The organism is Martelella mangrovi (assembly GCF_040545495.1).
Lineage (GTDB): Bacteria > Pseudomonadota > Alphaproteobacteria > Rhizobiales > Rhizobiaceae > Martelella > Martelella mangrovi.
In genome coordinates this window covers 281,414-306,884 of sequence record NZ_JBEPLY010000001.1, presented here as the reverse complement: position 1 = coordinate 306,884, position 25,471 = coordinate 281,414, and the positions used below count along the sequence as shown (strand labels likewise).

Here is a 25,471-nt window from a genome sequence, read left to right as displayed (position 1 = left end):
TCTACAGCGGGTCCGGGCAGGCCCGCTCCCACACAGCGCGCGGCAGCAGATGAACACCCGGCGCAGCGTTTGCACCCTCACCGACGATATGGCCGATCCCCTCGGCCATCACCGCCAGCGTCATGTCGAAGGCATTGAGGCTGTCCCCCTCGCCGCCAGTCAGGTTGGCCATGGCACCGCCGACGAAGAGATGCACCCGGTTGCCGGATGGCAGGCTGTGCGTGGTGACCGCCGGAAGCGCCTGTTCCGCCGGCAACGCCAGAAGCTGCTCAAGCTCGATCTCGTCAATGCGGTGGCCGGAATTGAGGAGGAAGCACCCGTCCTTCAGGCCCTCGATGACCGAAAACGGCACGACATGATGGCCGCCTGTGCCCGTGACGATGACATCGGCTTCCGGCGCAAGTTCGGCGACACTGCCGGTGCGCCAGCCGTCGTAACACGCCTGCAGGCGGCGGGCGGGATCGATTTCCGCCACCATCACCGTGCCGCCGAAGGCCCGGGCGCTGGCTGCAAGCCCCTGCCCGACCGAGCCATAACCGACCACCAGCACGGTCTTTTCATGCAGGCTCAAAAGCGTGCGGGTGAAGAAGGCATTCCAGGTGGTCAGCCCCACCATATGGCGGTTGTGCAGGCCTTCCTTGACCGGCAGATCGTCCCAGTTGAAGATAGGCCAGGGCGGCAGCGCCCCCTGCAGCCGGTTGATGCCGGACCCCGTCGCCTCCAGCCCGGCCTTCACATCGGGCAATTCCAGACCGCGCGAGAGCAGAAAATGGGTATAGTCCGATCCCATTTCGCAAAGATGCGTCGGCCCCCAGTCAATTCCGTTTTCGATCGCCCTTTGCCAGTCATCCTCCGGCATGTCCTTGAAGGCATCGACCCGCGCTCCGGCCGCCCGCATGGCATCAACGACCTCATTGCGAACGGTCGCCGGATTGCAGGTGGTGATGAAAAGGGCAGCGCCGCGCCCGGCAAGCCCTTCCACCAGCGGCAGCATCTTCATGTCGAGATGCATGCTCATGGCAAGCCGGATGCCGGTCATATCCGGCAGATTTTCAACGGCGCGGGCCACACGCGGCATATGCGCTTTTGCCCATGCGGGCGTGATCTCGGTCATTTTCCGTATCTCCCTGCGGGCAGGCCCAGCGGCGCTATCGCCCGTGGCGGCGCTGATAACGTCCCCTCAGCCAGAAAACCAGAAACACGGCGAGCACGAACAAAACGCCGACTCCGATCGCTAGCCATGGTGAAAACAGCGCCACATAATTGATCACGTCGGGCAGGAAGTAACCGCCGATCAGCAGGCCGGCAAAGATGATTGCCGCTGCGATGAGGGTCGAACGATTGCCCGGACTTTCATCGCTCATTTTGCACCCCCGGATCTGATTTCGCCCAGTCCCCTGACCTGCCGGCCATCGGCGTCGAAATTCTCCGGCGCAAGCCAGGCTTCGAACGCGGCCCGGATCGACGGCCATTCGCTGTCGATCATCGAGAACCAGGCGGTATCGCGGTTTTTGCCCTTGGCCACCATGTGATTGCGGAAAACGCCTTCAAAGGTGAAGCCCAGCCGCGCGGCCGCCGCCCGGCTGACCACATGCTCGCTGTTGCATTTCCATTCGTAGCGCCGGTAGCCGAGATCGTCGAACACATGGCGCGCCATCAGATACTGCACCTCGGTCGCCATCGGCGTGCGCTGCATCGCCGGGCCGTGGGCAACCGTACCGATCTCGATCGAACCATTGTTTTCGTCGATGCGCATATAGCTCGCCATGCCGACAACCGTGCCGGTTCCGGCCTGCCGAAAGACACGCGTCACCAAGTTTCCCGAAGCATTCTGCGCCTCGAGCCAGGCGTAAAAGTCGTCGGGACCGGAAAAATCGGGCTGAGGGAAGAAGCGCAGCAGCGTGTTGACCGCCTCGGCCGTGCCGCCAAGCGCATCCCAGAGCGCTGCGCCATGTTCACCGCGGTCATAAGGCTCGACCGTGACATGCACGCCGCGCTGATGCACGGGCTGCGGCCGGAGCCGTGGCGAAAAACCGGAAAGATCGGACAAGACGGCCTCCCAGGAAAACGGGCAAAATGCCGGGTTATCAAACGGTGACACCCGTCATTGCCGACGGGTGTCACTGTCGCAGTGTTTAGTATTTGCCGAGCGTTGCGCAGGCATCCTCGGCCAGCTTCTTGATGCCGTCCCAGTCGCCCTTGGCAACCAGATCCTTCGGCGCAACCCAGGAACCGCCGACGCAGACAACGTTCGGCAGCTTCAGGTAATCGGGCGCGTTGGCGAGCGAAACACCGCCGGTCGGGCAGAACTTGATGTCGGAAAGCGGAGAGGACAGCGCCTTTAGATAGGGCGCGCCGCCGGCCTGTTCTGCGGGGAAGAACTTCATCACGCGATAGCCTTCCTCACGCAGCGACAGCACTTCGCTGGCCGTTGCCGTGCCCGGCAGAAGCGGCACTTCACTGTCATCGGCGGCGTCGAGAATATCGCCGTTGATGCCGGGCGAAACGATGAACTTGGCACCGGCCTTTTCAGCCGCGGCATAATCGCGGGCAGACAGGATCGTGCCGGCGCCGATGACCGCGCCTTCGATTTCCTCGGACATGGCCTTGATCACATCAAGCGCGGCGTCGGTGCGCAGCGTGATTTCCAGCGCTTTCAATCCGCCCTCGACAAGCGCCCGCGCCAGCGGTACGGCATGTTCTACGGACTCAACGATCAGCACCGGAACGACGGGCTGGGCGGTGAGGGCATCTAGAAGATTTTGGGTTTTTGCATCCATGGTCGCACTGGCCTTTTGAATTTTTGCTCAAGCTGAGTTTGAAATACCCCGGCACAGGCATCAAGTCGAGACCGTCAGGGATTATATTCGATCTTGAGTCATTGCCTGCGACAGTGGCCGTCTTATGAACGTATTTCGGTCGTTCGGGTTTGATCTCGATTAACAGTTTCCGTTCCGGCGAAGAACGGAGAGAGGGCTGACATGGCCAGAGAAATCGAACGGAAATTCCTTGTTGACGGCGATGACTGGAAAGACGGCGCGGAAAAGGGCGTGCGGCTGAAGCAGGCCTATCTTCTGGGCGCAGCGGATCGCTCCGCCCGCGTGCGCGTGTTTGACGACAGCCGCGCCCGCATCACGCTGAAATTCGGCGGCAGCGCGATGAGCCGCGACGAATTCGAATACGACATCCCGCTGGAGGACGCGCTGGACATGATGACCCACGCGCTCGGCTCGGTGATCGACAAGACGCGCTACCGGGTTCCCGACGGGAATTTCGTCTGGGAAGTGGATGTCTACCATGGCGATCACGCGGGGCTTGTGGTAGCCGAAGTGGAACTGCCGAACGAGACGGCAACCCCGCGGCTTCCCGACTGGCTCGGGCGCGAGGTGACCGGCGACCGGCGCTACATCAACCAGGCACTCGCCGAAACCGGCGCCATCCCCGAGGAGAACGGCTGACATGGCTTTCGCGCTCGACCCCGACAGACCGTTCGACGCGGCCGTCAAAAAGGCAGCGATTTCCCAGCTTGAGGATGCGATCAAGGCGCTGAAGAAACAGCCGCGCGGTCTGCACGAGGCCGTTCACGATGCCCGCAAGAAATTCAAGCGCGTGCGCGGTCTCTTAAAACTGATCCGCCCTGCAGCACCGGATTTCGCAAGACAGGAGAATGAGCGCATCCGCGCGATCGCCGCCGGGCTTTCCGGCGAACGCGACGCGACCGCGCTGATCGAATGCGCGACCTATCTGCGCGGCCTTGCCGGGGACGGCGCGCGCGACATGGCGCTGGCGCGGCTGGAAACGGCGCTTCGCGAACGCCGCGAGACCATTGCCGCTACCGAAACGGATTTGAAGAAAAAGGCGAAGGCCGCAATCCACGACTGCCACGACGCCATTGCCGCAATTGAAAAGATCGACCTTGACGCAGACCGCAAGACGGCAGCCAAATACCTTGCCAAAGGCTGGAAAAAACAGCTCGCCAACGCCCAGGTCGCGCTGATGACCGCCCAGGCCGAGGGCGACGATGATGATTTTCACGAGCTACGCAAGAAAAGCCAGACCTACTGGATGTTCTGCGCGCTGCTGTCGCCGGTCTGGCCGTCGGCGCTGAAAGGCAAGCGCAGCGATGCCAAGGCGCTGGCCGATGCGCTCGGCCACGAACATGATCTGAGCATGCTGCTTGCCCTTCTGGACGGGCCGGAGGCGCCGCCGCTCGACCCGGTGACGCTTGCCGCCTGCCGCAGTGCCGCCCTCAAAGCCCGCACGCAATTGCGCCGGCGCGTGATCAAGATGGCACGCAAGGCCTTTGGCGACGAGGCCGATGTGGAAGCGAAAATCATCAGGACATTGTGGCGCAAACGGGTGCGAGCCGAAGATGGCCGGTAATTGCCAAAATCGGCCGATCCGTGTATTGCCCAGCGCAACAACTGCAAAAGCCCAAGTTTGAAGAAAGCGGAGAGAGACCATGGAACGGTCCTATCTGGTCGCAGCCCTGTACCACTTCACGCGGTTTGCCGATTTTCAGGCGTTTCGCGCGCCGCTTTTCGCCTGCTGTGAGGAAAACGGCGTGCGCGGCACGCTGCTGCTGGCCCATGAAGGCATTAACGGCACCATTGCCGGCAGCCACGAGGGTATTGCCAACGTGCTGGCCTTTATCCGCGCGCGGCCGGAATTTGCCGGTCTCGAGCACAAGGAAAGCCACGCCTCGAAAATGCCCTTCAACCGCCTCAAGGTGCGGCTGAAGAAGGAAATCGTGACCATGGGCGTCGAGGATATCGACCCGTTGAAGACGGTCGGCACCTATGTCGAGCCGAAGGACTGGAACGATCTGATTTCAGACCCCGAAACGATCGTGATCGACACCCGCAATGATTACGAGACGGCCATCGGCCTGTTCCGCGGGGCGGTCGACCCGCACACCAAGACCTTCCGCGAATTTCCGCGCTGGGTGGAGGAAAACAGGGGCCTGCACAACAAGCCGAAGATCGCGATGTACTGCACCGGCGGCATCCGCTGCGAGAAGGCTTCCGCCTATATGAAGGAGCAGGGCTTTGACGAGGTCTATCACCTGAAGGGCGGCATCCTGAAATATCTCGAGGAAGTGCCGGAGAACGAAAGCCTCTGGGACGGCGCCTGCTTCGTCTTCGACGAGCGTGTTTCCGTCACCCACGGCCTGAAGGAAGGCGAGCACGAACTCTGCCACGCCTGCCGCCATCCGGTAACGCCGGAAGACAAGCTTTCCGCCGATTATGAAGAAGGCGTTTCCTGCCCGCATTGCGCCGACAGCTATTCCGACGCCGACCGCGCCCGCTTCCGCGAACGCCAGCACCAGATCGCACTGGCCAGGAAACGCGGCGAGCGGCATCTGGGTGCGTAAAAGCGATCGCCCGCTCGCTGGCTTTCAGACAGAAGAACGCGCTCGCCTAAAAATCCGATAACCGGGTTTTCACGGCGGAAAGCGCGCTGACCATTTCGGAAAAATTGCGGCGCAGGCGCCGGTCCATTTCCTGTGCGATATCGGGATACTCCTCGATCAGACGCAAGAACTGGTCGCGGCGGATCAGGAGAAGGACGGCGGGTTCTGAAGCAACCGCCGAGACACGGTGCGGCACAGGGCTGATCAGGGCCGCTTCGGCCAGCAGGCTTCCCGCACCGGCAATCCCGGCGGAACGCCCTGAAGCCTCAAGCGTCAGCGTTCCGCTTTCAACGAGATAGGCGCCGAGGCTGTCCGCATCCTCGCCAAAGAGCATTTCGCCTTCCTGCAGCGACAGCCGCGTGACGGTGAAGGCGATCAGACGCAGCTGTTCGTCGGAAAAGCCGGAAAAAAGATCGGTCCGGCGAAGTGTCTCGATGTCACCCGACAATGCCATGTTTCTGCCCCCTGCCGTGCCTTGCCCCAAGGCCCTTGCCGCCGGTTACGGCACCAGCTTGTAACCGCCGTTTTCGGTCACGAGAATGCGCGCATTCGACGGGTCTTCCTCGATCTTCTGGCGCAGCCTGTAGACATGGGTTTCCAGCGTATGGGTGGTGACGCCGGAATTATAACCCCAGACTTCTTCCAGAAGCATGTCGCGGGTTACCACTTTCTGGCCCGCCCGGTAAAGATAGCGGATGATCGCCGCTTCCTTTTCGGTCAGCCGGATCTTCTTGTTGCCCTCTCCGGTAAACAGTTTCTGTCCCGGTTTGAACACGTAAGGCCCGACATTGAAGGTCGCATCCTCGCTCTGTTCGTGCTGGCGCAACTGCGCGCGGATGCGGGCAAGCAACACGGCGAAGCGGAAAGGCTTGGTGACATAATCATTGGCGCCCGCCTCAAGCCCGAGGATCGTATCGCTGTCGGTGTCATGGCCGGTCAGCATGATGATCGGCGCCTTGTAGCCGTTCTTTCGCGCCATCTTCACGGCCTCGCGCCCGTCCATGTCGGGAAGTCCGACATCCATGATCAGGAGGTCGACCTGCTCTTCCTTGAGCATTTTCAGCGAACTTGCGGCGCTGTCGGCCGGCAGGATGACAAATTCGTCGTAAAGCTCAAGCTGCTCGACAAGCGTCTCGCGCAGATCCTGATCGTCATCGACCAGAAGTATCGTCCTCTCCGTCATACACTCGGCCCTCTTGCATTATTATCGTTCGCCATAAAGTCTCCCGCTTGGTGCTTGGCGCGAATATCGCCATTGCGACAGGCTATCTCCGGGCGTAATGCTATGAAACTATATGATTTCACGCACAAAGCAAAAAAATGTGAAGAAAACGCGCAAGACCATTCGAAGAAGAAAGCCTGCGGCCATTACCGTGCATCGCGCACCGGGCGCACGGCACCGCGCCATCCTCGGTTTCGGGCCGTTGCGCTTTCAGGCTGCAATCGGTCGCAGCGGCATCTCGGCGCGAAAGCGGGAAGGCGACGGCGCCACGCCGCCGGGCGTCATGGCGCTGACCGGCGGGTTTGTGCCGCGCCGCCTGCCGATCCTGCCGGCAAGCCCGCTTCGTCTTCGCCGGATCACAGCGGCGGACGGCTGGTGCGACGCGCCTTCGGACCCGAACTATAACCGGCCGGTCCGTCTGCCGTTTACCGCCAGCCACGAAAAGCTGCTGCGTGATGACGGGATTTACAACATCGTTATCGTTCTGGACTGGAACCTCAGTTCGCGGGTCCGGGGCCGGGGCTCGGCGGTATTCTTCCACCTTGCCCGGCCGGACTTTGCGCCGACAGCGGGCTGTGTCGCCATCGCGCCATCGGCCATGCGGGTCTTGCTGCCGCATCTCAGGCGCGGCACACGGCTTGTGGTTCTTGGCTGAAGCTCAGCCGTTCGGTGCGCTTTCCGGCAGGCTGGTCGTTTCTGCCGCGCCGGCATAGGCACCTGACTTCGGCACGTGTTCGGCCTCCTTCAGCGGCGGTCCACCGGCAGGCGGGGCAACATTGGCATTCGGATTGGCCGCTTCCGCGGTTCCGGCGGCCTCCAGAACCCATTCGCGCCAGATCGCCACGATCAGCGCCATCAGCACCGGGCCGACGAACAGGCCGATCAGCCCCATCGTCTTCACACCGCCGACAAGGCCGAAAAAGGTCGGCAGGAAGGGCAGCTTGATCGGGCCGCCAACAAGGCGCGGGCGCAATGTCTTGTCGACGATAAACAGTTCGATCGTGCCCCAGATCAGCAGTCCGATCCCGTGGACGGGCGTGCCGCGCGCAATCAGATAGCCGGAAATCAGGGTGAAGGTCAGCGGTGCGCCGCCCGGCACCATGGCCATGACCGCGGTGACCAGACCGAAGGACACGAAATTGGGAACACCGGCAAAATAATAGGCGGTCCCCAGAACGATGCCCTCGCCCATGGCGATCAGCGTCATGCCGGTGACGGTGGACGAGATCGTGGCCGGCACCACGCGCGAAATCCGATACCAGCGATCGGGAAACAGCCGCTCGCCAAGAATATCGAGCTGCGCGGCGAACTTGTCGCCGTCCTTGTAGAGAAAGAACAGCGCGATCAGCATGAACAAGGCCGACAGGACCAGACCGAACACCCGCCCGCCGACAAACAGCGCCGTGCGGTAGATGCTGCCGATATTCTCGCCGCTGACGGCCTGAATAAGCTGACCGATATCGCCGGGCTGGCCAAGATAATCCCGCCATTTTTCGGCGATCCATGCGCCGATCACCGGCAGGTTGAAAATCCAGTCCGGAACCGGCGCGCCGACCCGGTTGGCCTCCGCCGCCCAGGAAATCCAGGCCTCCAGCTCGCGCGACATGTAGATCACCGCGAACACGATCGGCAGGATCAGAAACAGCAGGATCAGGAAGATGGCAATGGTGGCGGCCAGCGTGCGCCGATTGCCGAGCCTGCGGTTTAGATCCCGAAACACCGGCTGCGAGGCAAAGGCGATGATGAGGGCGGCCAGCACCGGCACCAGAAAGCCGTGAAAGAAATAAACGGCGGCCAGCGCCACGCCCAGAAGCAGCCAGCGCGCGGCGGTGACTGACGGGATCAGCGGCGCGCGCCCTGCGGCGGCCTGGCCGATCCAGCGTTGCATTTTGTGGTCCTTGTGCGGTGCTTCCGGCATTAATGCTTTCGCTTTCACGATGGATGACGGCCGGCTGTCATATGACGCGGCGTCTTAAACTATGGTACTCCCGGCCCCGCATTCAAGTGCTCGCGGACCGGCTGGTCAAACTGCGGCCGGCGAGGATATCGAGCGCTTCCCTGCGGGTGGCGCGGTCGGCCTCGGGGTCTTCGACAAAGGGAATTTCCAGAAGCCCGGCAATATAGTCTTCCGGCAGTCCGTGCTCATGCGCACCGGCAATGACAAGGCCATGATACCAGTCATAGGGTGGAAACGCTGGGTCACGGAAGGCCGGCGGCGCCATATAGGTGAATGCGGACACGGCGCGGCCGTCGGGCATTCGGCACACGGTAACGTCGTCCAGCCTGTCATAGCCCTTGCCGCGCCCCTCGAAACCGTCGAGCAGGCCGCAATCGCCAGGTTCGAGCGTGAACAGGACACCGAAAACCCGTGCATCGGCCGCCGGCACGATCGTCGCCTTGCCGGAACCGTCGCGGCCCGGCTTGGCGAAATCGAGCGTATGATCTTCAAGAAAAGCGCCACCGAGCGCGCGTGCGGAAGGGCAGCGGCGGAAAAGCCGCTCCGTCAGCATGTTGGAGCCATAGGCGAAATAATTCAGCCTTTGCGGCATCAGCCTTCCAGTTCCTCCCTGAGCACTTCCAGCTCCAGCCATTCCTCTTCCTTGTCGGCAAGGCTTGCACGCAGGCTTTCCAGTTTGCCAGCCAGCGTATTGAACCCTTCCGGATCGCGCTGAAAGAAGGAAGGATCGGCCATTTTCTGCTCCAGCACAGCGACTTCGGCTTCGATCTTTTCCATTTCCTTCGGCAGGTTTTCGAGCGCGAATTTCTGCTTGTAGGAAAGCTTTCCCTTGTTCCTTGCCGGCCGGTCGCCGGATGGCTTGTCCTCCTGCGCGGCCTGTTTCTCCCGCTTTTCCGCCGCTTTGGCCGCAGCCGCCGTTTCCTTGCGCTGGGCCAGCATGTCGGAATAGCCGCCGGCATATTCAAGCCAGGCGCCGTCGGGTGCCAGCGGATTGGCCGGCGCAATCGTCGAGGTCACGGTCCGGTCGAGAAAATCACGGTCATGCGAAACCAGAATGACACTGCCCTTGAAACCGGCCACGATCTCCTGCAGCAGATCGAGTGTCTCGATATCGAGATCGTTGGTTGGTTCGTCGAGGATCAGCAGGTTCGACGGCCTTGCCAGAATACGCGCCAGCATCAGCCGCGCGCGTTCGCCGCCGGACAGATTGCGGATCGGCGTGCGCGCCTGTTCGGGCTGGAACAGGAAGTCCTTCATATAGCCGGTGACATGGCGCTGTTCACCATTGACCAGCAGCGTATCGCCGCGTCCGTCGGTGAGGTAATGCGCCAGCGTATCGTCGGGGTCGAGGTCCTCGCGCTTCTGGTCGATGACGGCGATTTCGAGGTTGACGCCAAGCCGGACGAAGCCGCTGTCGGGTTCGAGTTGGCCGGTCAGAAGCTTCAAAAGCGTGGTCTTGCCCGCTCCGTTCGGGCCGACAAGGCCGATCCTGTCGCCCCGCGCCACGCGCAGTGAAAACGGCTTGACGATTTCGCGTTCGCCAAAGGATTTGGTGATGTCTTCCGCCTCGATGACGAGCTTGCCGCTGTCTTTCGCCTCCGTGACCGTGGCATTGACCGTGCCCTGCGGCCCGCGATGATCGCGATGGCGGGCGCGCATGTCGTGAAGTTCGCCGAGGCGGCGCATGTTGCGCTTGCGCCGTGCGGTCACACCGTAGCGCAGCCAGTGCTCCTCGCGCACGATGGCGCGCGCAAGCTTGTGCTGCTCGACTTCCTCTTCTTCCAGCACCTTGTCGCGCCATGCCTCGAAGCCGGCAAAGCCTGCATCCATGCGCCGCGCCGTGCCGCGGTCGAGCCACACGGTCGCCGTCGAGATGTTTTCCAGAAACCGGCGGTCATGCGAGATCAGCACCAGCGCCGAACGGGTGCCGGCAAGCTCGCCTTCCAGCCATTCGATGGTGTTGAGGTCGAGATGGTTGGTCGGCTCGTCCAGAAGCAGGATGTCGGGCTCGGGCGCCAGAACCCTGGCAAGGGCCGCACGCCGCGCCTCGCCACCGGACAGGGTGTGCGGATCGGTTTTCGGATCGACGCCCAGATGCTCCATCATGTAATCGGCGCGGTAATGTTCATCGCCGGGCGCCAGACCGTCGGCCACATAGGCTTCCACCGTCGCATAGCCCTTGAAATCCGGGGCCTGTTCGAGATAGCGCACCGTGACGGAAGGGTGGCGGAAGATTTCACCGGACTGCTGTTCCACAAGGCCTGCGGCAATCTTCAGCAATGTCGACTTGCCCGACCCATTGCGGCCGACAAGGCAGATGCGATCGCCGGGCTCGACCTGCAGGCCGGCGCCGGCGAGCAGCGGCGTGCCGCCAAAACTCAAATGAATGTCGTCAAGCTTCAATATCGGAGGCGCCATGCCTCAAACTCCCGAAAAATCGTGCGGGCGGAAGATGACAATGCCGCGGCCGCTTTTCAACCCGAAGCGCACCGGTTCGTCACCATCGCCCGCCTTGTTGGAAACCGTGCGCGGCAGCCCGAACGGGGCTTCGAAACCGTCGAGCGGATAGACGGCATTTTCAATCGACAAGCCGGAAAGATCGGAAAAGCCGAGCACCGAAAACAGCGCGCCTGCCGGCATCCCGATCTCCGTCGCGCCGGGCAGAAGCGGCCGGGCCTCTTCCGCGCCCGAGGTCAACACCATATCATATCCGGCTTCGGCCAGGCGGACGGCAAGCAGCATGTTCATCATGCCGTGGTCGGTGCGTTCGCCCTGCAGCGCCCCGGCCATGACGATCCGTTTCGCCCCGCGGTCAATCGCCTCTTCGGCCGCAATTGCCCCGTCCGTCGCATTCTTGGCCGGTGGAAAATCCTTGCGCGCAATATCCGGAAACCGTTTGAGAAGCGCGGCATCGGTGGAATCGAAATCGCCGACCCACACTTCCGGCACCACACCGAGCGCCTCGGCATGCACCATGCCGCCATCGGCGGCAATCACACGGCTGCCGTCGACCAGCCGCCTGACGCGATCGTCCACGACGAGCGCACCGCCCAGAAGAAGAGTGAAGGTTTCAGATTGTCTCATGCGCTAAGGCCATAACGAATGTCACGGCCAAACAAAAGCGGTTTCCCGCGAAAGGTGGCGTTTCAGCCGGCCGAGCGGACCGGCTGCTCCCCCTCTGCAGGCGGCTCCATGCCCGCATGTGCACGGGTATAGTCTTCGATACCGCAAACGAAGCGCTCATAAAGGCGTGAAAACATTTCACGTTCCTCCGGCGTCCAGTCTTCCGTCACGCTTTCCAGCATCGCCCATTTGAAGGCACGGATTTCTTCCCGAAGTTTGCCGCCCTTTTTGGTGATCACCAGGATCGAGCGGCGCGCGTCGCTCTGGCAAACGCGCCGCTCCAGAACATCCTGGGCCACCAGTTCGGCAACGATACGGCTTGCCCGCGAGGGATCGATCCGCATGCCCTCGGCAACCGCGCCGATGGTGGCCTTGTCCGGCGCTTCCACGCGGGCGACGACGTCGAGCACATCGAGATGGGTGATTTCCAGTGCCGGTGCGACCCGGGCAATGGCAAGCCGTCCGAGAATGCGGCGCCGGGTCATCAGCCGATTGCGCGTCATTGCGCCCGAAATGCGTTCGATGGCCGCGTTTTCCGGGTTTTCGCGTGCTGGGGTTTTCTTGGTCATCATGTCTTTTTCTATATCAGATTCCGCGCAGACTCAAAACCTGCCAAGATCACATTAATGCTATTGACATATATTTGCTTTTATCACAGATTTGCACGATGACAACAAATTCGTCTTCCGCGCACCAGCCTTTCATCTCGCTGGTCGAACACCCGCGTCTGCGCATTCTCGCCTTCCTGTTTCTTCTGATGGCGATGTTCCTGGCAACGCTCGACAACCAGATCGTATCGACCGCACTGCCGACAATCGTCGGTGAGTTTGGCGCGGTGGAACGTTTCGGCTGGGTCGCATCGGCCTATCTGCTCGCTTCATGCGCCGTGATGCCGCTCTATGGCAAGCTTGGCGACCTTATCGGGCGAAAATATGTGCTGATGACGGCAATCGCCATTTTTCTGATCGGTTCGCTGACCTGCGGACTTGCCATCTCGATGAACACGCTGATCGCCGCGCGGGTTCTTCAGGGACTGGGCGGCGGCGGCCTGATGGTTTCGATTTTCGCGCTCAATGCCGACCTGTTCCCGCCGCGCGAACTGCCGAAATACCAGAGCTACGCCAGTCTCGTGATCATGACTTCCGGCGCGCTCGGTCCGCTTCTCGGCGGCACCATGACGGCCGCCTTCGGCTGGCGCTCGATCTTCCTGATCAATCTGCCGCTCGCCCTCATCGTGTTGTGCGGGGTGTTCTTCCTGCTGCCCAACCGCAAGCCGAACCGCCAGCCGAAGATCGACTTTGCCGGCGCGATCCTGCTTGCCGTCTCGGTGACGGGCATCGTGCTGTGGAGTGATTCAAGCGAGATTTTCGGCTCTCTGTTTGCCGCGCCGAGCCTTGGCGTGATCGCAATCGCGCTTGTCTGCGGGCTGACCTGGGTGCTTGCGGAACGGCGTGCTCCCGAGCCGATCATTCCGTTGACACTGCTTGCCAACAAGACGGTGGCGCTGCTCATCGTGGTGTCGGTCACCAGCGGCGCGGTGGCAATCGGCATGGTCAATTATCTCGCCCTTTACCTGCAGACGGTCTACGGCCTGTCGCCGACTTCGGCCGGCCTGTTCTTCATCCCGATCACCACCGGCATCGTCGTCGGCTCGCTCAGCAGCGGGCGGCTGATGTCGATCACCGGACGCTACAAGCCCTATGCCATCATCGGGCTTGCATTTTCCACGACCTGTTTCACCCTGCTTGCGCTTTTGGGCAACGGCGCGCCGCTTGCGGTTGTCGCCGTCCTCCTGGCAATACAGGGTATCGGCGTTGGTCTCGGCCAGCAGGTGCCGGTGCTCGGTGTGCAGAATGCAGCACGCGCCGGCGATGTCGGTGCGGCCACCGGCGCGGTCACGCTTTCGCGCATGATCGGCGCGGCCACCGCGATTTCGATCTATGGCGCCCTTCTCGCCCACGGCCTCGACACCGCGCCCACCGTTCCCGGCGCCGGGCCGCTTGCCGATCTGACACCGACTGCAATCGACGACCTGACGGGACAGGCCCATCAGGTCGCAATCGCCGGCTATTCCGAAACCTTCACGATGATCTTCGCCTTTGCCGCGTTCGTCGCCTTTACCGGCCTTGCGGCTGCACTCAGCCTGAAGCCGGTCGCGCTCGGCAGCCGTTCCTCCGGCGCCGCCAAAGTGCCGGCCTGAAAGGGCATTACCGGCCGAGCTTTTCCGGTGGCGGGGCAACCAGCCTGTCGATGGGACTGCCGCATTCCTCCCGCAACGGTTCGGCCGGCGCGGTGGTGGTCAGACGACCGGCACGCTCGAGCGCATAGCGGGCGGCCAGATATTGCGCGACAAGGCCGATGGCCAGCAGGATCGTATCTTCCGGCAACCCCGTCGGATAAACCGTCCGCACGATCTGCAGAGTAAAGGCGATCAGCGATCCGGTGACGAAGGTGACGAGGCTTGCCCGGCCCATGATGTTGACCGGATGAAACACCGGATGCTCGAGGAACCGGCGAAATCCGGGCAGATAGGCGACGATATAGGCCAGTGCCAGAATGTGGGCGATGCGCGGCAGGCCGAGCCTTTCCTTGCTAATATCGGCAATTACGGCCGGCGTCAGCGTTTCCGGCCAGGGAAAGGCAAAATGCCCGCTCAGCCGCCACCATGCGGCATAGATCACGAACGCCACGGCCGCCGCATAAAGCAGCGGCGAAAACGGCACCAGCCTGCCGCCACGACGCGCGGCCATGCCGGCGGCCAACCCGATCGCAAACAGCAACAGCCAACAGAGAGGATTGAAATACCAGGCCCAGTCGCCCGGATAGGCCGGCATTTTCAACTCGCTCCAGCGCCCGACAAGCCAGATCACCGCCGACACCGAGAGCATCAGGGCAATGCTTTTGCGCCCCAGCCACAACAGCCCCGGCACCGCTGCAAAGAGAACAACATAGAGCGGCAGAATATTGAAATAGCTGACCTGATAGGTCAGCGTGAAGATGCCGGTGATGGAAGCCAGAGGCCGGCGCCAGACCCAGTCGACCCCGTTGATTTCGGCAAATTCCATCAGACCGAAGGCAAAGACCGCCGGTACGGTTATCATCAGGGCCATGATGGTGGAAAACACGTGGGCGCCGTAAATCGTCAGCGCGCGCTTCCAGATCGCCTGCGCGGTCGCCATCATGGCGCCGGAAAAACGCTGGCTGTAGGCAAGCCCGGCCGAGATGCCGGAAATCAGCACAAAGGCTTCGGCGGCGTCGGAAAAACCGAACATCCGGATCGTATAGAACGAATAGAGGTTTTCCGGCACATGATCGATGAAGATCATGATCAACGCCAGGCCTCTCAAAACGTCGAGACGCGGATCGCGACGGCTCTTATCCGCCGGTGTCCGCGCTGCGACGCGCGCGCCTCCCTGCTCCAACTGCGTTATCCCTGCACGGCCGAATAAGCGGGCTCGGCCTCGCCCGTTTGCGGATCCTCCGCGATATCTTCTGCGGTCTCCGGTGTGTTTCCGTCATCGGCGGACGGCTGCGACCAGCGCGCCAGAACCGCATCGCGCACCCGCATGATCGCCGGGCGTTCAAGCTCCTCCGGCGTCAAAAGCAGGCCACAACGGGCGGCAATGCGTCCGCTTGCCGGCGACGAGCTTGCCGCGACCAGGAGCGGCGACAGCATCTGCGGGACGGCAATCGGCGTCAGCCACCAGAACAGCGCCGGTGCCAGAACCCATGCACCCGTCAGCATGACGATACCGGTCAGCACGATCCACCAACTGGCCCTGAAGGCCTCGCCCAGCCCGATCGTCTGGCCCTCGCGGTCGGAAGACGGCCAGCCGCCATCCATGCCGAAAATGATCTGCAGCACCGAGCGGCTCTGATACATCAGCGTGATCGGGGCCAGGATCGACGACCAGATGATTTCGACCAGCGTCGAGGCAAATGCCGCGATAAACCCGCCGAAACGGCGCGCTTCACCGGTGATGCCGGAGCGCAGCGCGATCAGCAGTTTCGGCCCGATCAGCAATCCGCCGACGCCGACAAGCAGCGTGACGGCGAGCGCGGTCTCGGCGCGCGGAAAGATCGCCGGCAGATAAGGGCTGGGAAAATATTCAGGCGGCGGCGCGAAAAGCGGCGCGACAATCGAAGCGGCGATAAAGGCCATCCACAGCGGCGAGCTGACATAGGCCATCACGCCCTGCACGAAGGTAAACCGGTTCCAGCCCTTCAGCCCCGGCCCGTGGATGAGACGGATATGCTGAAGATTGCCCTGACACCAGCGCCGGTCGCGCTTGGCGTAGTCGATCACGTTCTGCGGGCCTTCCTCGAAGGAGCCTTCCAGATCGGCGTCGACGCGCACGATCCAGCCATTGCGCGCCAGAAGCGCGGCCTCGACATAGTCATGACTGAGGATATGCCCGCCAAACGGCGGCGCGCCGGTCAGCGCGGGCAAGCCACAGCTTTCGGCAAAGGCGGTGGTGCGCACCATGGCGTTATGGCCCCAGAACGGACCTTCCTGCCCCTGCATGCGGGCAAGCCCGCGGGTGAAAATCGGGGAAAACAGACCGGCGGAAAACTGAAGCGCGCGCGCAAACCACGACCGCGCGGCAACGATCTTCGGCAGCGTCTGCAACAGGCCAAGTCTCGGTTCGGCTTCCATGCGCCGCAGCATCTCGACGATGGTTTCGCCGTCCATCAAGCTGTCGGCATCGAGGATCAGCATGTAAGGGTAGCGCCCGCCGTGGCGGCGGACGAAATCGCCGATATTGCCGGCTTTCTTGCCGGAATTGTCCGTGCGGCGGCGGTAGAACACCTCAATCGGCGCAGGCACCTCGGCATGCAGCCGCAGGAACCATTCTTCCTCCTGCGCCGCAACGTCTGGATCGCGGGTATCCGACAGGATCGCAATATCGAACAGTTCGGCATGACCGGTCTTTTGCAGACTTTCGGCCATCGCGGCGGCGGAGGAAAAGGTCGCGCGCGGATCCTCGTTGTAAACCGGGATCAGGATCGCGGTGCGCGCCGCGCGGCCGCTGTCGGAAAGCTGCGAGCGCGGCGGGGTCTTGATCCGTGCGCCAATCAGCCCGCCAAGCGCCAGCGACGCGCCCCAGGCGATCCAGGCGGCCGTGGCTGCGCAAAGCGCAATCCGCACAAAATCGACCCAGTCCACGCCATCTGCGAAAAACACGTCCATAGCCAGCCGCGAGGCGAGCACCGCCACGAAGATCGCAAACAGAATGGAAATGGTTCGCCTGAGAGCCAGCATCATACTTCCCTGAAATTGACGCCGGCACCAAAAGACCGTGCTGGCTTTTATCGACCGGAATTACCCTCTGGACCAGAAACGAACGGCGCGCGGACGCTGCAGGACAGACACCGGTGACAGTATCGTTGCAATCAGACCCTGATGGCGGGGGCGTTCGATCAACTGGTCCGGCATTGGCAGCGGGGCTGTCGCCGGGAGAAACCGGGTAAAATCCTTGTTTCCGTCAGTCTGGTTGGTCATCGCCTTTTCTCCATTGATAAAGCCATACTTCACTCAAATCGCGGTTGCCGTCGGTCAGAGCAGCGAGCAGTTCGACCGGCGCGTCGCCTGCCGGACGTACATCAATTGCAAGCCGCCAGACGTCTTCGCCCATGATTGCTGAAACCGTCGAATGAACAATCTCGCCATTTGTAACGTGGAGCCGCTCTTTAAGTTCCGACCCCGCGCCAAAATCTGCCAGCGGGCCGCCGGCAAAGTCGACCACGATCTTGCGGACATCATCGTCAGCCTGTGCGCCCGAGACGCCGCCTTCACCGCTTCTGATGTCGACCACGCGCGCAAGCCGCGCCTGATCTTCCTCGATCGCACCCCATGTCAGGCGGTACGAATATTCAGCCGATTCTCCGGCTTTGGCCGGGGCTTCCGGCTGCCAGAAGCACACGACATTGTCGTTGACTTCCTTGTCGGTCGGAATTTCGACCAGCGAGATCGAACCCTTGCCCCAGGTGCCGAGCGGCTCGACGAGGAGCGAGGGCCGACGTTCGTAATGGGCTTCGGCGTCCTGATAATCCTCGAATTCCCGATGGCGCTGGTAAAGCCCGAAGGCGCGCGGATCGGTTTCGGTGAAGAAGGAATTCGCAAGCTTCTTCGCGTTCTGCAGGTTGCGCCACAACTCTGTACCATCGGCACGCACGATCTTCAGCCCTTCGCTGTCGTGAACACGTTCCCGATAGTCGTCAAACGCATGATGGTTGGCCGGCCCGAACAGGAACATCGAAGTCATAGGTGCAACGCCGAGACGGGCGATATCGTTCCGGAAAAACAATCGCGCCGTCACATCCATGCGCGTATTCTTGCCGGGCGTGATCACGAACCGGTAGGCGCCGGTGACGCTCGGACCGTCGAGCGCGGCAAAAACGGTGATCTTTTCGCCTTCCGCAACGGGGCGAACGATGTAGAACGCCGAAAACCGCGGAAACTCCTCGCCCTGGTCCGTGGCGGTGTTGACCGCCAGACCGCGGGCCGACAATCCGTAAAGATTGCCCTGGCCGAGCGCACGGAAATAGGAAGAGCCCAGGAAGGAAATCAGCTCGTCGGAAACATCGGGCCGGTTCAGCGGATAGTTGATGCGGAAACCGGCAACGCCGGGAAATTCAGCATCCCTGAACTGCGCGATATCGAGCGGCGAGCGATAGATGAAGTCGTCGACGGAAAACACCAGCTTTTCGGCATCACCATTGGCGACTTCGTAAATCTCCACCGGCGTCTTGAACAGCCAGCCGAGCGAAAAGGCCTGAAGCTGGAAATTCGACTGGTCCCGCCAGATCGCCTTGTTGGGATCGTAGCGGATTGCCCGGTAATCATCATAGTGGAGCGAATTGAAGGGTTCGCCAACATCCTGCGGCGGGGCCTCATAGGGCTGCGCCGCCTTTTCCTTCATCCGGGCTGTCAGCGTATCGAAGGTAAACGCATCGGGGGCCGGCGCCTGCGCTTCCACTTCCGCATTCTGATCCGGTACCTTGCCGGGTTCCACCGCGGCGCCTTGAGCAAATGCCTTGCTTCCCAAACCGGAGAAAGCCAGCGCTCCCGCGGCCGTTTGCGCCAGAAAAACTCGTCTCTTCATTCAAATTCCCGTCGGTTGAAAAGGGGAGGCCGAAAATGTTGCATTGCACCAAAACCGGCGCCGGAATTGCGTTTTTTGAATGTATTCGCTCTCGGGCAAGATCGCGCGAAAACCGTCTCGACGGTAAGCGCAGACACTTCGGAAACGGCGTAATCCCGTTTCGGTTCCACACTGACGCAAAAAACAGACATCGATATCCATCCGGTCGCAAACAGGGTCAACCCGGAGAGCCGGGCATCAAAAGGGGCTGGGACGCCATACAGCATTCCAGCCCCTTTTTTAGGGCAGCCATTCAACCAAAGAATGGCAAGATCATGGCAATACGCCTTTTTCGCGCCGCAATATCTACAAACTCACTGTCGAGCTGTCGGAATGGCTGCGCCAACAAAATATGCTTTCTTTTCAAGCCGCGTTGACGATTTCAACGAGCTCGACGGCGAAATTCAGATCCTGCCCGGCAAGCGGATGGTTGGCATCCACGGTTACCTGCTCTTCCTCGACCTTGGTCACGACCAGCGGTACGGTTTCACCGGTGGGCGTGCGCGCCTGAAGCTGCATGCCCGGTTCCACTTCAACCTCAGCCGGCATGGCCGACTTCGGCACGACCTGAACCTTCTGCGGATCATGCGGCCCATAGGCCTCTTCCGACGGCACCTGCACCTGGCGGCTGTCACCGACATTCATACCGGCGATCTCGCGATCGAGCCCCGGAATGATCTGGCCGGCACCGACGGTAAACTCAAGCGGCTGACGGCCTTCGGAAGAATCGAAGGTCGAACCGTCATTGAGGGTTCCTGTATAGTGAATACGAACGGTGTCCCCGCTCTTGGCTTCTGTCATTGGTGTGCTCCTTCCTTTGAACACTGAGCGCATCGGCACAGCATCGGCACAAACCGACCTCGGGCCCAGGCGCCGTTTCTTTTTCCTGAGGCTCCGGCCTTCGACCGGAAAGCGCCCCAGAGGATGAGCCGACACACTTTCCTGCATGACGACTGGCGGGTACATCCGGAATACCGGATGCGCCTCTTACCTAGTCACTTTCACGTGTATTTTCAAATCCGTCCGGCCTTGAATTCCACGGAAGCCCGCGATAGGTGTTGAAAAGCTCTAACGGGGTGCGGAACGCGGCTTCGACGTCGTCCGCTGAGAGGTGAAGAACCAACCCGAGGAACCTGATCCGGTTAACACCGGCGGAGGGATTAGACGCGTGAACGGTCCGACGCCCTTTTCCCATGTTGATTGAGACACCACGAAGGAGGCGTCATGCCCGGCCATCATCTTTCGATTTCGATTGCAGCGCTGGCGCTGCTGGCTGCAGGCGGCGCGCTGGCTGAAGACGGCAAGGTGCTGACCGTCTACACCTATGAAAGCTTCAACACCGAATGGGGCCCGGGCCCGCTGGTCAAGCAGGCCTTCGAGGCCGAATGCGGCTGCACCGTCAAATTCGTCGGCGCGGAAGACGGCGTTGCCCTGCTCAACCGGCTGAAGCTCGAGGGCCGTTCAAGCCCCGCCGACATCGTGCTCGGCCTCGACAACAATCTGATCCACGAGGCAAAGGAGACAGGGCTTTTTGCCGCTTCCGGCGTCTCCACCGACAATCTCGACATCCCCGGCGGGTTTGAAGACGACATTTTCGTCCCCTTCGACTACGGCTATTTCGACATCGTCTACGACAGCGAGAGCATCGCATCTCCGCCGACCACGCTTGACGCACTGGTCAACGGACCGGCTGACGAAAAGATCGTGATCGAGGACCCGCGCACATCAACGCCGGGCCTTGGCATGCTGCTGTGGATGAAATCCGTCTATGGCGACGACGCGGCGGCAAAGTGGGAAGCGCTTTCGGACCGCATTCTGACGGTTGCGCCTGGATGGTCGGAAGCCTACGGCCTGTTCACCAGTGGCGAGGCGCCGATGGTGCTTTCCTACACCACCTCGCCGGCCTATCACCAGATTGCCGAGGAAACCGACCGCTACAAGGCCGCAGACTTTGAAGACGGGCTCTATATCCAGATCGAGGTGGCCGGCATGACGGCGATGGCGGACGATCCGGCGCTGGCCAGATCCTTCCTCGCATTCATGCTTACGCCCGGCTTTCAGGATGCAATCCCGACCCACAACTGGATGATGCCGGCCGCTGCAACCTCCGAGCCGTTACCGGATGCCTTCCAGAATGCCGTCACACCGGACAGGACGCTGCAATTCGCTCCGGATGTCGTGGCCGAAAACCGGCAGGCCTGGATCGACGAATGGCTGAACGCGATGAGCGCGCGGTGAGCGTTCCGGGACGACGACCTTGTATCTGACCACGGCAGAGTTTCGCCGGAGCCTTTCCGCCGGCATCATGTCCCTTGCGGGCGTTATCGGCTTCATTGCCGTGGCGGTGGCCGCCCTTTCCGGTTTCGGGCGGATTGGCGATGCGGCCTCGGTCATGAACGAGCCCTATGTCTGGCGCATTCTGCGTTTCACGCTCTATCAGGCCTTCCTGTCCACCGTGCTGTCCGTGGCGCTTGCCATTCCCGTTGCCCGTGCCATGGCGCGGCGGCCGCATTTTTTCGGCCGGATATGGATTGTCCGGCTGATGGCCGTGCCGCTCGGGCTGCCGGTGCTGATCGGTGCGCTCGGCATTATCGGCATATGGGGACGGCAGGGCCTGTTCAACGATGCGCTGGCTTTTGCAGACTTTGGCCGCCCGCTGCAGATTTACGGCCTGCAGGGCATTCTGATTGCCCATGTCTATTTCAACCTGCCGCTGGCCGCCCGCCTGTTTCTGGCAGGCATCGAGCGCGTGCCGCAGGAATATTTCAAGACCGCCGCAATGCTGTCGATGCCGCAACGCAGCATCTTCCGCTTCATCGAATGGCCGGTGATCGCGCCGCTGATCCCGGGCGTTGCCGGGCTGGTCTTCATGCTGTGTGCCACCTCTTTCACGCTGGTGCTGATATTGGGCGGCGGGCCGGCGGCGACCACGATCGAGGTCGCGATCTATCAGGCGCTTCGCTTCGATTTCAATCCCGCACGCGCCGTCGCCCTTTCCGGCATGCAGATCGCGGTTACGGCACTGGTGCTTGCCGCCCTTGCCCTTTTTCCGAAGGCGAAAGACCCGGGCGCCAGTGCCAGCAGCGATGTCAGCCGGCGCCCCGACGGCGACCACCGCCTTTCGCGCGGCATCGATGCCGGGCTGATTGCAGTGTTTCTGGTCTGGCTCGCCCTGCCGTTGGCGATGATCGTGGTGAAGGGCGCGGGCGCAGACCTGCCCGGGCTGTTGCGCGAACCCGCCTTTCTCAGGGCCACGGCCACCAGTCTCGCCATTGCGTTTTCGGCGGCTCTGGTTTCGCTCGCCCTGGCGCTTTCCTTCATCGCCGCCACCGGCGCAATCGAAACGCTGCGCGCGCCCGGCACGCTTGAACGCGGCCTTGCCGGATTGATGTCGGCCATGGGGTCGCTGGTGCTGCTGGTGCCGCCGATCGTGCTTGGCACCGGCTGGTTCCTGCTGCTGCGCCCGTTCGGGTTGACCGATGCCGCCGCACCCGCAATCGTCGCCGGCATCAATGCGCTGATGGCCCTGCCCTTCGTGCTGCGCGTGCTCCGGCCGGCTGTTGCCGTCCACCGTGCCCGCACCGCCCGGCTTTCGGCCAGCCTCGGCCTTGTCGGCCTCGCCCGATTGCGGATCGTCGACTGGCCGGGCCTGAGAAAACCGACGCTGACGGCGCTGTCCTTCGCCATGGCATTGTCGCTCGGCGATCTGGGCGCGGTTGCCCTTTTCGGCGGCGATCAGCTCACCACCCTGCCCTGGTTGCTCTACAGCCGCCTTGGCAGCTATCGCACGGAGGATGCCAACGGGCTGGCGCTGATCCTTGGCGCGCTCTGCCTTGTCCTGATGATTGCCGGCACCCGCGCGCCGGCGGCGAAAAACTGAGAAAGGCGCCGATGTGTCAAAAGCCCCCGGCATCACCCTGGAAGACGCAGCGCTGAAGCTCGGCGGCAAGGATTTCCTGTTCAACGGCACGATTGCCGGCGGCAGCGTGACGGCGGTAACCGGCCGTTCCGGCTCCGGCAAAACCACGCTTTTGAACCTGATTGCCGGCTTCGAAAAACCCGACAGCGGCCGCGTGCTGATCGGCGGGCAGGTGATGAACGATCTTCATGTGGCAAACCGTCCGGTCACGGTCGTGTTTCAGGAAAACAATCTTTTCGCCCATCTCGATATCTTCACCAATACCGGGCTCGGTGTGGATCCGGGCCTCAGGCTCGACGAAAACGGCCGGCGGCGAATCAGCGAAGCCCTCGCGCGCGTCGGCCTTGCGGGTTTTGAAAAACGCATGCCCGCCTCGCTTTCCGGCGGTGAGCGCCAGCGGGCGGCCTTTGCCCGGGCACTGGTGCGCAATCGCCCGATCTTGCTGCTGGATGAGCCCTTTGCCGCACTCGATCCCGAAATGCGCGGGGAAATGGGTACACTTCTGCTTGAACTGCATGCAGAAACCGGCAATACCGTGATGATCGTCTCGCATGAGCCGGACGAGGTGGAGGCGATTGCAGATCATCGCCTTGTCATCGAAAATGAAGCGATTTCGGCGCGCTATTGACCGTTGCGGCCGCGAACGCCAAATATGGCTCTCAAGTAACGGCTTGACAGCCGTCATGGACATACCGGACAAGGGTCGCGTTTTGACAGGCGCAACAAGCATGAACACCATCCTCGGCCGCCTGAAGTCAGGAACGCGCGCATGGGGCAGGCACGGGGCAATTCTTGCCCTTGCCAGTATGCTTGCGCTTTCAGCCTGCCAGTCGACGGACACCTATTTCATCGTGCCGGAAACGGCGGGCGGCGAGCAGACCGTCGATGCGCTCACCCGCAACGATCCCAACGCCGCCATGGGCGCGCGCGAACATCCGCGCATTCTGGAGACCTATGGCGGGCAATACCGCGATCCGCAGGTCGAAAGGCTTGTAGCCCGCATTGCCGGGGCGCTGACGGCGGTTTCGGAAAATCCGCAGCAGACCTACCGCATCACCATCCTGAATTCGCCGAGCATCAATGCCTTTGCGCTGCCCGGCGGCTACCTCTACGTTACCCGCGGTCTTCTGGCGCTGGCCAATGACGCCTCCGAGATCGCGGCCGTGCTTTCCCATGAAATGGCGCATGTGACGGCCAATCACGGCATCGAACGCCAGCGCCGGGAAGAAGCGGAGGCCATTTCCAGCGAGGTGATCGCCGAGGTTCTGCCCGATAGCCAGGAGGTCAAGCAGATTGCCGCACGCGGCAAGATGCGGCTGGCCGCCTTCTCGCGCCAGCAGGAACTGGAAGCCGACGCGATCGGCATCCGCATGCTGGCCGAAGCCGGCTACGACCCTTCGGCCGCGGCGCGTTTCCTGCGCTCCATGGCCGCCTTTGCCAAATATGAATCGGCCAGCTCGAAGGACGAGAGCCTCGACTTTCTCTCCAGCCATCCCAATACGCCACGCCGTGTCCAGCTTGCCGACGAACAGGCTGCCCTTTACGCCAATGTCGGCTCGAAAGAGGTCGGGCGCGAGTATTTCCTGAACGGCATCAACGGGCTGCTGTACGGCAGCAATGCCGATGAAGGCTATATCCGCGACCGGAACTTCTATCACCCCAAGCTCCAGATTGCCTTTACGGTGCCGGCCGGTTTCTCGATGACCGACAAGGCAAACGCGGTCGTGGCAACCGGTCCCAGCGATGTCGCCATCCGTTTCGACGGGGTGAAGGCGAAGGGTCGGCGCAATCTTGAAGACTATATCCAGAGCGGCTGGGTGACCGGTCTCGTTCCCGGTTCCGTCGAAACCACCAGTGTCAACGGCATGCCCGCGGCAACGGCAAGAGCAATTGCTGGCGACTGGTCGTTCGACGTGACGGTGATCCGCGATGGCGGCGAGATATACCGACTGCTGACAGCCGCCCCGCGCGGCAGCGGCCAGCTTCAGGACATCGCCTTTTCCGTCCGCTCATCCTTCCACAAGATGACCGCGCAGGAACTTTCCAGCCTGAAGCCGCTGAGGATCAGGGTCGTCACGGTTCAGCCCGGCGACACGGTGGCGAGCCTCTCGGAGAAGATGATGGGAACCAGCCGCAAGCTGGCGCTGTTCCGGGTGCTGAATGCGCTTGGGCCCGGAGCGACGCTGTCGGCCGGACAAGAGGTCAAGATCGTCTCGCAATAGCGGCCGGCCGCCGGTTACGCCGCGAAAGGAGCGGCCATGCAGCACCGGACGAAAATCCTGATTGCGGCAGACAGGCATTTCGACTGGCTGAGCAATCACGATACGCATCTGTCGCGAGACCGGATCAGGCAGCTCATCGCGCTTCAGGCCTATCTTGTGGCCGAGACGGAAGACGGACAGACCGTCGGCTTCCTGCGGTTCAACCGCATCTGGGGCACCCTGCCGTTCATGGAGCTGATCATGGTTGTGCCGTCGTTTCGGCGCCAGAACATCGGCAGCCGCCTGCTTCAGGGCTGGGAAACGATGATGCGGCAGGCGGATGAAAAGGTGATTGTCAGCTCCAGCTTCGCAAACGAGAAGGTCCCGCAGGCCTGGCACAGGGCGCAGGGCTTCACGGAGGCGGGAACTCTTGCTCTGGGTTCGTTCCAGCGGGAGCGGGAAGTGTTCTTTCTCAAGGAATTGCGCTGACG

Annotated in this window: 26 protein-coding genes and 1 riboswitch; of the genes, 10 read left to right on the top strand and 16 right to left on the bottom strand. The window is 62.0% G+C overall.

Going from position 1 to position 25,471, the window contains the following annotated elements; all coding sequences use genetic code 11:
- Window position 1: 1 nt before the first annotated feature.
- The 4 genes from ABID12_RS01490 to ABID12_RS01475 all read right to left on the bottom strand — a co-directional run bounded on the left by ABID12_RS01490 (window position 2) and on the right by ABID12_RS01475 (window position 2,780).
- Window positions 2-1,114 carry an adenosylhomocysteinase gene (locus tag ABID12_RS01490; RefSeq protein WP_354432811.1) on the bottom strand — a complete coding sequence of 371 codons (1,113 nt, stop codon included), beginning with the start codon at window positions 1,112-1,114 and terminating at the stop codon, window positions 2-4.
- 34 nt (window positions 1,115-1,148) lie between these two features.
- The gene (locus ABID12_RS01485; RefSeq protein ID WP_354432810.1) at window positions 1,149-1,364 is read right to left on the bottom strand and encodes a DUF1129 domain-containing protein; all 216 of its coding nucleotides are present in this window, start codon (window positions 1,362-1,364) and stop codon (window positions 1,149-1,151) included.
- A complete protein-coding gene (locus ABID12_RS01480; RefSeq protein WP_354432809.1) occupies window positions 1,361-2,050 on the bottom strand; it encodes a GNAT family N-acetyltransferase in 690 nt (229 codons plus the stop codon). The genes ABID12_RS01485 and ABID12_RS01480 overlap by 4 nt, the downstream gene beginning before the upstream one ends.
- 85 nt (window positions 2,051-2,135) lie before the next feature.
- A complete protein-coding gene (locus ABID12_RS01475; RefSeq protein WP_106307115.1) occupies window positions 2,136-2,780 on the bottom strand; it encodes a 2-dehydro-3-deoxy-phosphogluconate aldolase in 645 nt (214 codons plus the stop codon).
- A 201-nt stretch (window positions 2,781-2,981) separates the two neighbouring features.
- Between ABID12_RS01475 and ABID12_RS01470 the strand changes: the two genes are divergently transcribed.
- The 3 genes from ABID12_RS01470 (at window position 2,982) to trhO (ending at window position 5,374) form a co-directional block, all read left to right on the top strand.
- Window positions 2,982-3,458: a CYTH domain-containing protein gene (locus tag ABID12_RS01470; RefSeq protein WP_354432808.1), complete on the top strand. Its 477-nt coding sequence runs from the start codon at window positions 2,982-2,984 to the stop codon at window positions 3,456-3,458.
- 1 nt (window position 3,459) lies between these two features.
- Entirely contained in the window at window positions 3,460-4,383 is a 924-nt protein-coding gene (locus tag ABID12_RS01465) for a CHAD domain-containing protein (protein WP_354432807.1), read from the top strand.
- Between the two features lie 79 nt (window positions 4,384-4,462).
- Window positions 4,463-5,374 carry an oxygen-dependent tRNA uridine(34) hydroxylase TrhO gene (trhO, locus tag ABID12_RS01460; protein ID WP_354432806.1) on the top strand — a complete coding sequence of 304 codons (912 nt, stop codon included), beginning with the start codon at window positions 4,463-4,465 and terminating at the stop codon, window positions 5,372-5,374.
- 46 nt (window positions 5,375-5,420) lie between these two features.
- On the opposite strand, the gene ABID12_RS01455 is transcribed toward trhO, so the two are convergent.
- Both ABID12_RS01455 and ABID12_RS01450 read right to left on the bottom strand, forming a co-directional pair.
- Window positions 5,421-5,867, bottom strand: a complete 447-nt coding sequence (locus ABID12_RS01455; RefSeq protein ID WP_354432805.1) for a Crp/Fnr family transcriptional regulator — start codon at window positions 5,865-5,867, stop codon at window positions 5,421-5,423.
- Window positions 5,868-5,912: 45 nt separating this feature from the next.
- Entirely contained in the window at window positions 5,913-6,596 is a 684-nt protein-coding gene (locus ABID12_RS01450; protein ID WP_106307100.1) for a response regulator transcription factor, read from the bottom strand.
- A 139-nt stretch (window positions 6,597-6,735) separates the two neighbouring features.
- On the opposite strand from ABID12_RS01450, the gene ABID12_RS01445 reads away from it, so the two are divergent.
- Window positions 6,736-7,290, top strand: a complete 555-nt coding sequence (locus tag ABID12_RS01445) for a L,D-transpeptidase family protein (RefSeq protein ID WP_435528139.1) — start codon at window positions 6,736-6,738, stop codon at window positions 7,288-7,290.
- Window positions 7,291-7,293: 3 nt separating this feature from the next.
- On the opposite strand, the gene ABID12_RS01440 is transcribed toward ABID12_RS01445, so the two are convergent.
- From ABID12_RS01440 to ABID12_RS01420, 5 genes are all read right to left on the bottom strand, one after another.
- Window positions 7,294-8,523 carry an AI-2E family transporter gene (locus ABID12_RS01440; protein ID WP_435528138.1) on the bottom strand — a complete coding sequence of 410 codons (1,230 nt, stop codon included), beginning with the start codon at window positions 8,521-8,523 and terminating at the stop codon, window positions 7,294-7,296.
- 112 nt (window positions 8,524-8,635) lie between these two features.
- Entirely contained in the window at window positions 8,636-9,184 is a 549-nt protein-coding gene (locus tag ABID12_RS01435) for a gamma-glutamylcyclotransferase family protein (RefSeq protein WP_354432802.1), read from the bottom strand.
- Complete coding sequence (locus tag ABID12_RS01430; RefSeq protein ID WP_354432801.1) at window positions 9,184-11,010, bottom strand: ABC-F family ATP-binding cassette domain-containing protein; 1,827 nt, start codon at window positions 11,008-11,010, stop codon at window positions 9,184-9,186. Before ABID12_RS01430 ends, ABID12_RS01435 begins: the two co-directional genes overlap by 1 nt.
- Window positions 11,011-11,013: 3 nt before the next feature.
- Complete coding sequence (locus ABID12_RS01425; RefSeq protein ID WP_354432800.1) at window positions 11,014-11,676, bottom strand: thiamine diphosphokinase; 663 nt, start codon at window positions 11,674-11,676, stop codon at window positions 11,014-11,016.
- A 62-nt stretch (window positions 11,677-11,738) separates the two neighbouring features.
- On the bottom strand, window positions 11,739-12,284 hold the full coding sequence (locus ABID12_RS01420) for a MarR family winged helix-turn-helix transcriptional regulator (RefSeq protein ID WP_106307361.1): 546 nt from the start codon (window positions 12,282-12,284) through the stop codon (window positions 11,739-11,741).
- A gap of 98 nt (window positions 12,285-12,382) precedes the next feature.
- Between ABID12_RS01420 and ABID12_RS01415 the strand changes: the two genes are divergently transcribed.
- Window positions 12,383-13,915 (top strand): MDR family MFS transporter, encoded by a 1,533-nt coding sequence (locus tag ABID12_RS01415; RefSeq protein WP_354432799.1) that lies wholly within the window; start codon window positions 12,383-12,385, stop codon window positions 13,913-13,915.
- Window positions 13,916-13,922: 7 nt separating this feature from the next.
- Here the strand turns inward: ABID12_RS01415 and ABID12_RS01410 are convergent, their stop codons facing one another.
- From ABID12_RS01410 to ABID12_RS01390, 5 genes are all read right to left on the bottom strand, one after another.
- A complete protein-coding gene (locus ABID12_RS01410) occupies window positions 13,923-15,137 on the bottom strand; it encodes an OpgC family protein (protein WP_354432798.1) in 1,215 nt (404 codons plus the stop codon).
- Window positions 15,138-15,142: 5 nt separating this feature from the next.
- Complete coding sequence (gene mdoH / locus ABID12_RS01405; RefSeq protein WP_354432797.1) at window positions 15,143-16,978, bottom strand: glucans biosynthesis glucosyltransferase MdoH; 1,836 nt, start codon at window positions 16,976-16,978, stop codon at window positions 15,143-15,145.
- 60 nt (window positions 16,979-17,038) lie between these two features.
- Window positions 17,039-17,218 (bottom strand): hypothetical protein, encoded by a 180-nt coding sequence (locus ABID12_RS01400; protein ID WP_106307076.1) that lies wholly within the window; start codon window positions 17,216-17,218, stop codon window positions 17,039-17,041.
- Complete coding sequence (locus ABID12_RS01395; RefSeq protein ID WP_354432796.1) at window positions 17,202-18,821, bottom strand: OpgD/OpgG family glucan biosynthesis protein; 1,620 nt, start codon at window positions 18,819-18,821, stop codon at window positions 17,202-17,204. The genes ABID12_RS01400 and ABID12_RS01395 overlap by 17 nt, the downstream gene beginning before the upstream one ends.
- Window positions 18,822-19,223: 402 nt before the next feature.
- Window positions 19,224-19,661: an FKBP-type peptidyl-prolyl cis-trans isomerase gene (locus ABID12_RS01390; protein ID WP_106307070.1), complete on the bottom strand. Its 438-nt coding sequence runs from the start codon at window positions 19,659-19,661 to the stop codon at window positions 19,224-19,226.
- 261 nt (window positions 19,662-19,922) lie between these two features.
- Window positions 19,923-20,037: riboswitch (TPP riboswitch) on the top strand.
- Between the two features lie 47 nt (window positions 20,038-20,084).
- On the opposite strand from ABID12_RS01390, the gene thiB reads away from it, so the two are divergent.
- From thiB to ABID12_RS01365, 5 genes are all read left to right on the top strand, one after another.
- Window positions 20,085-21,098, top strand: a complete 1,014-nt coding sequence (thiB, locus tag ABID12_RS01385) for a thiamine ABC transporter substrate binding subunit (RefSeq protein ID WP_354432795.1) — start codon at window positions 20,085-20,087, stop codon at window positions 21,096-21,098.
- Between the two features lie 19 nt (window positions 21,099-21,117).
- Window positions 21,118-22,740, top strand: a complete 1,623-nt coding sequence (gene thiP / locus ABID12_RS01380; protein ID WP_354432794.1) for a thiamine/thiamine pyrophosphate ABC transporter permease — start codon at window positions 21,118-21,120, stop codon at window positions 22,738-22,740.
- 13 nt (window positions 22,741-22,753) lie between these two features.
- A complete protein-coding gene (locus tag ABID12_RS01375; RefSeq protein ID WP_106307060.1) occupies window positions 22,754-23,407 on the top strand; it encodes a thiamine ABC transporter ATP-binding protein in 654 nt (217 codons plus the stop codon).
- 100 nt (window positions 23,408-23,507) lie between these two features.
- Entirely contained in the window at window positions 23,508-25,001 is a 1,494-nt protein-coding gene (locus tag ABID12_RS01370) for a M48 family metalloprotease (protein ID WP_354432793.1), read from the top strand.
- 36 nt (window positions 25,002-25,037) lie between these two features.
- On the top strand, window positions 25,038-25,469 hold the full coding sequence (locus tag ABID12_RS01365; protein ID WP_354432792.1) for a GNAT family N-acetyltransferase: 432 nt from the start codon (window positions 25,038-25,040) through the stop codon (window positions 25,467-25,469).
- Window positions 25,470-25,471 lie beyond the last annotated feature (2 nt).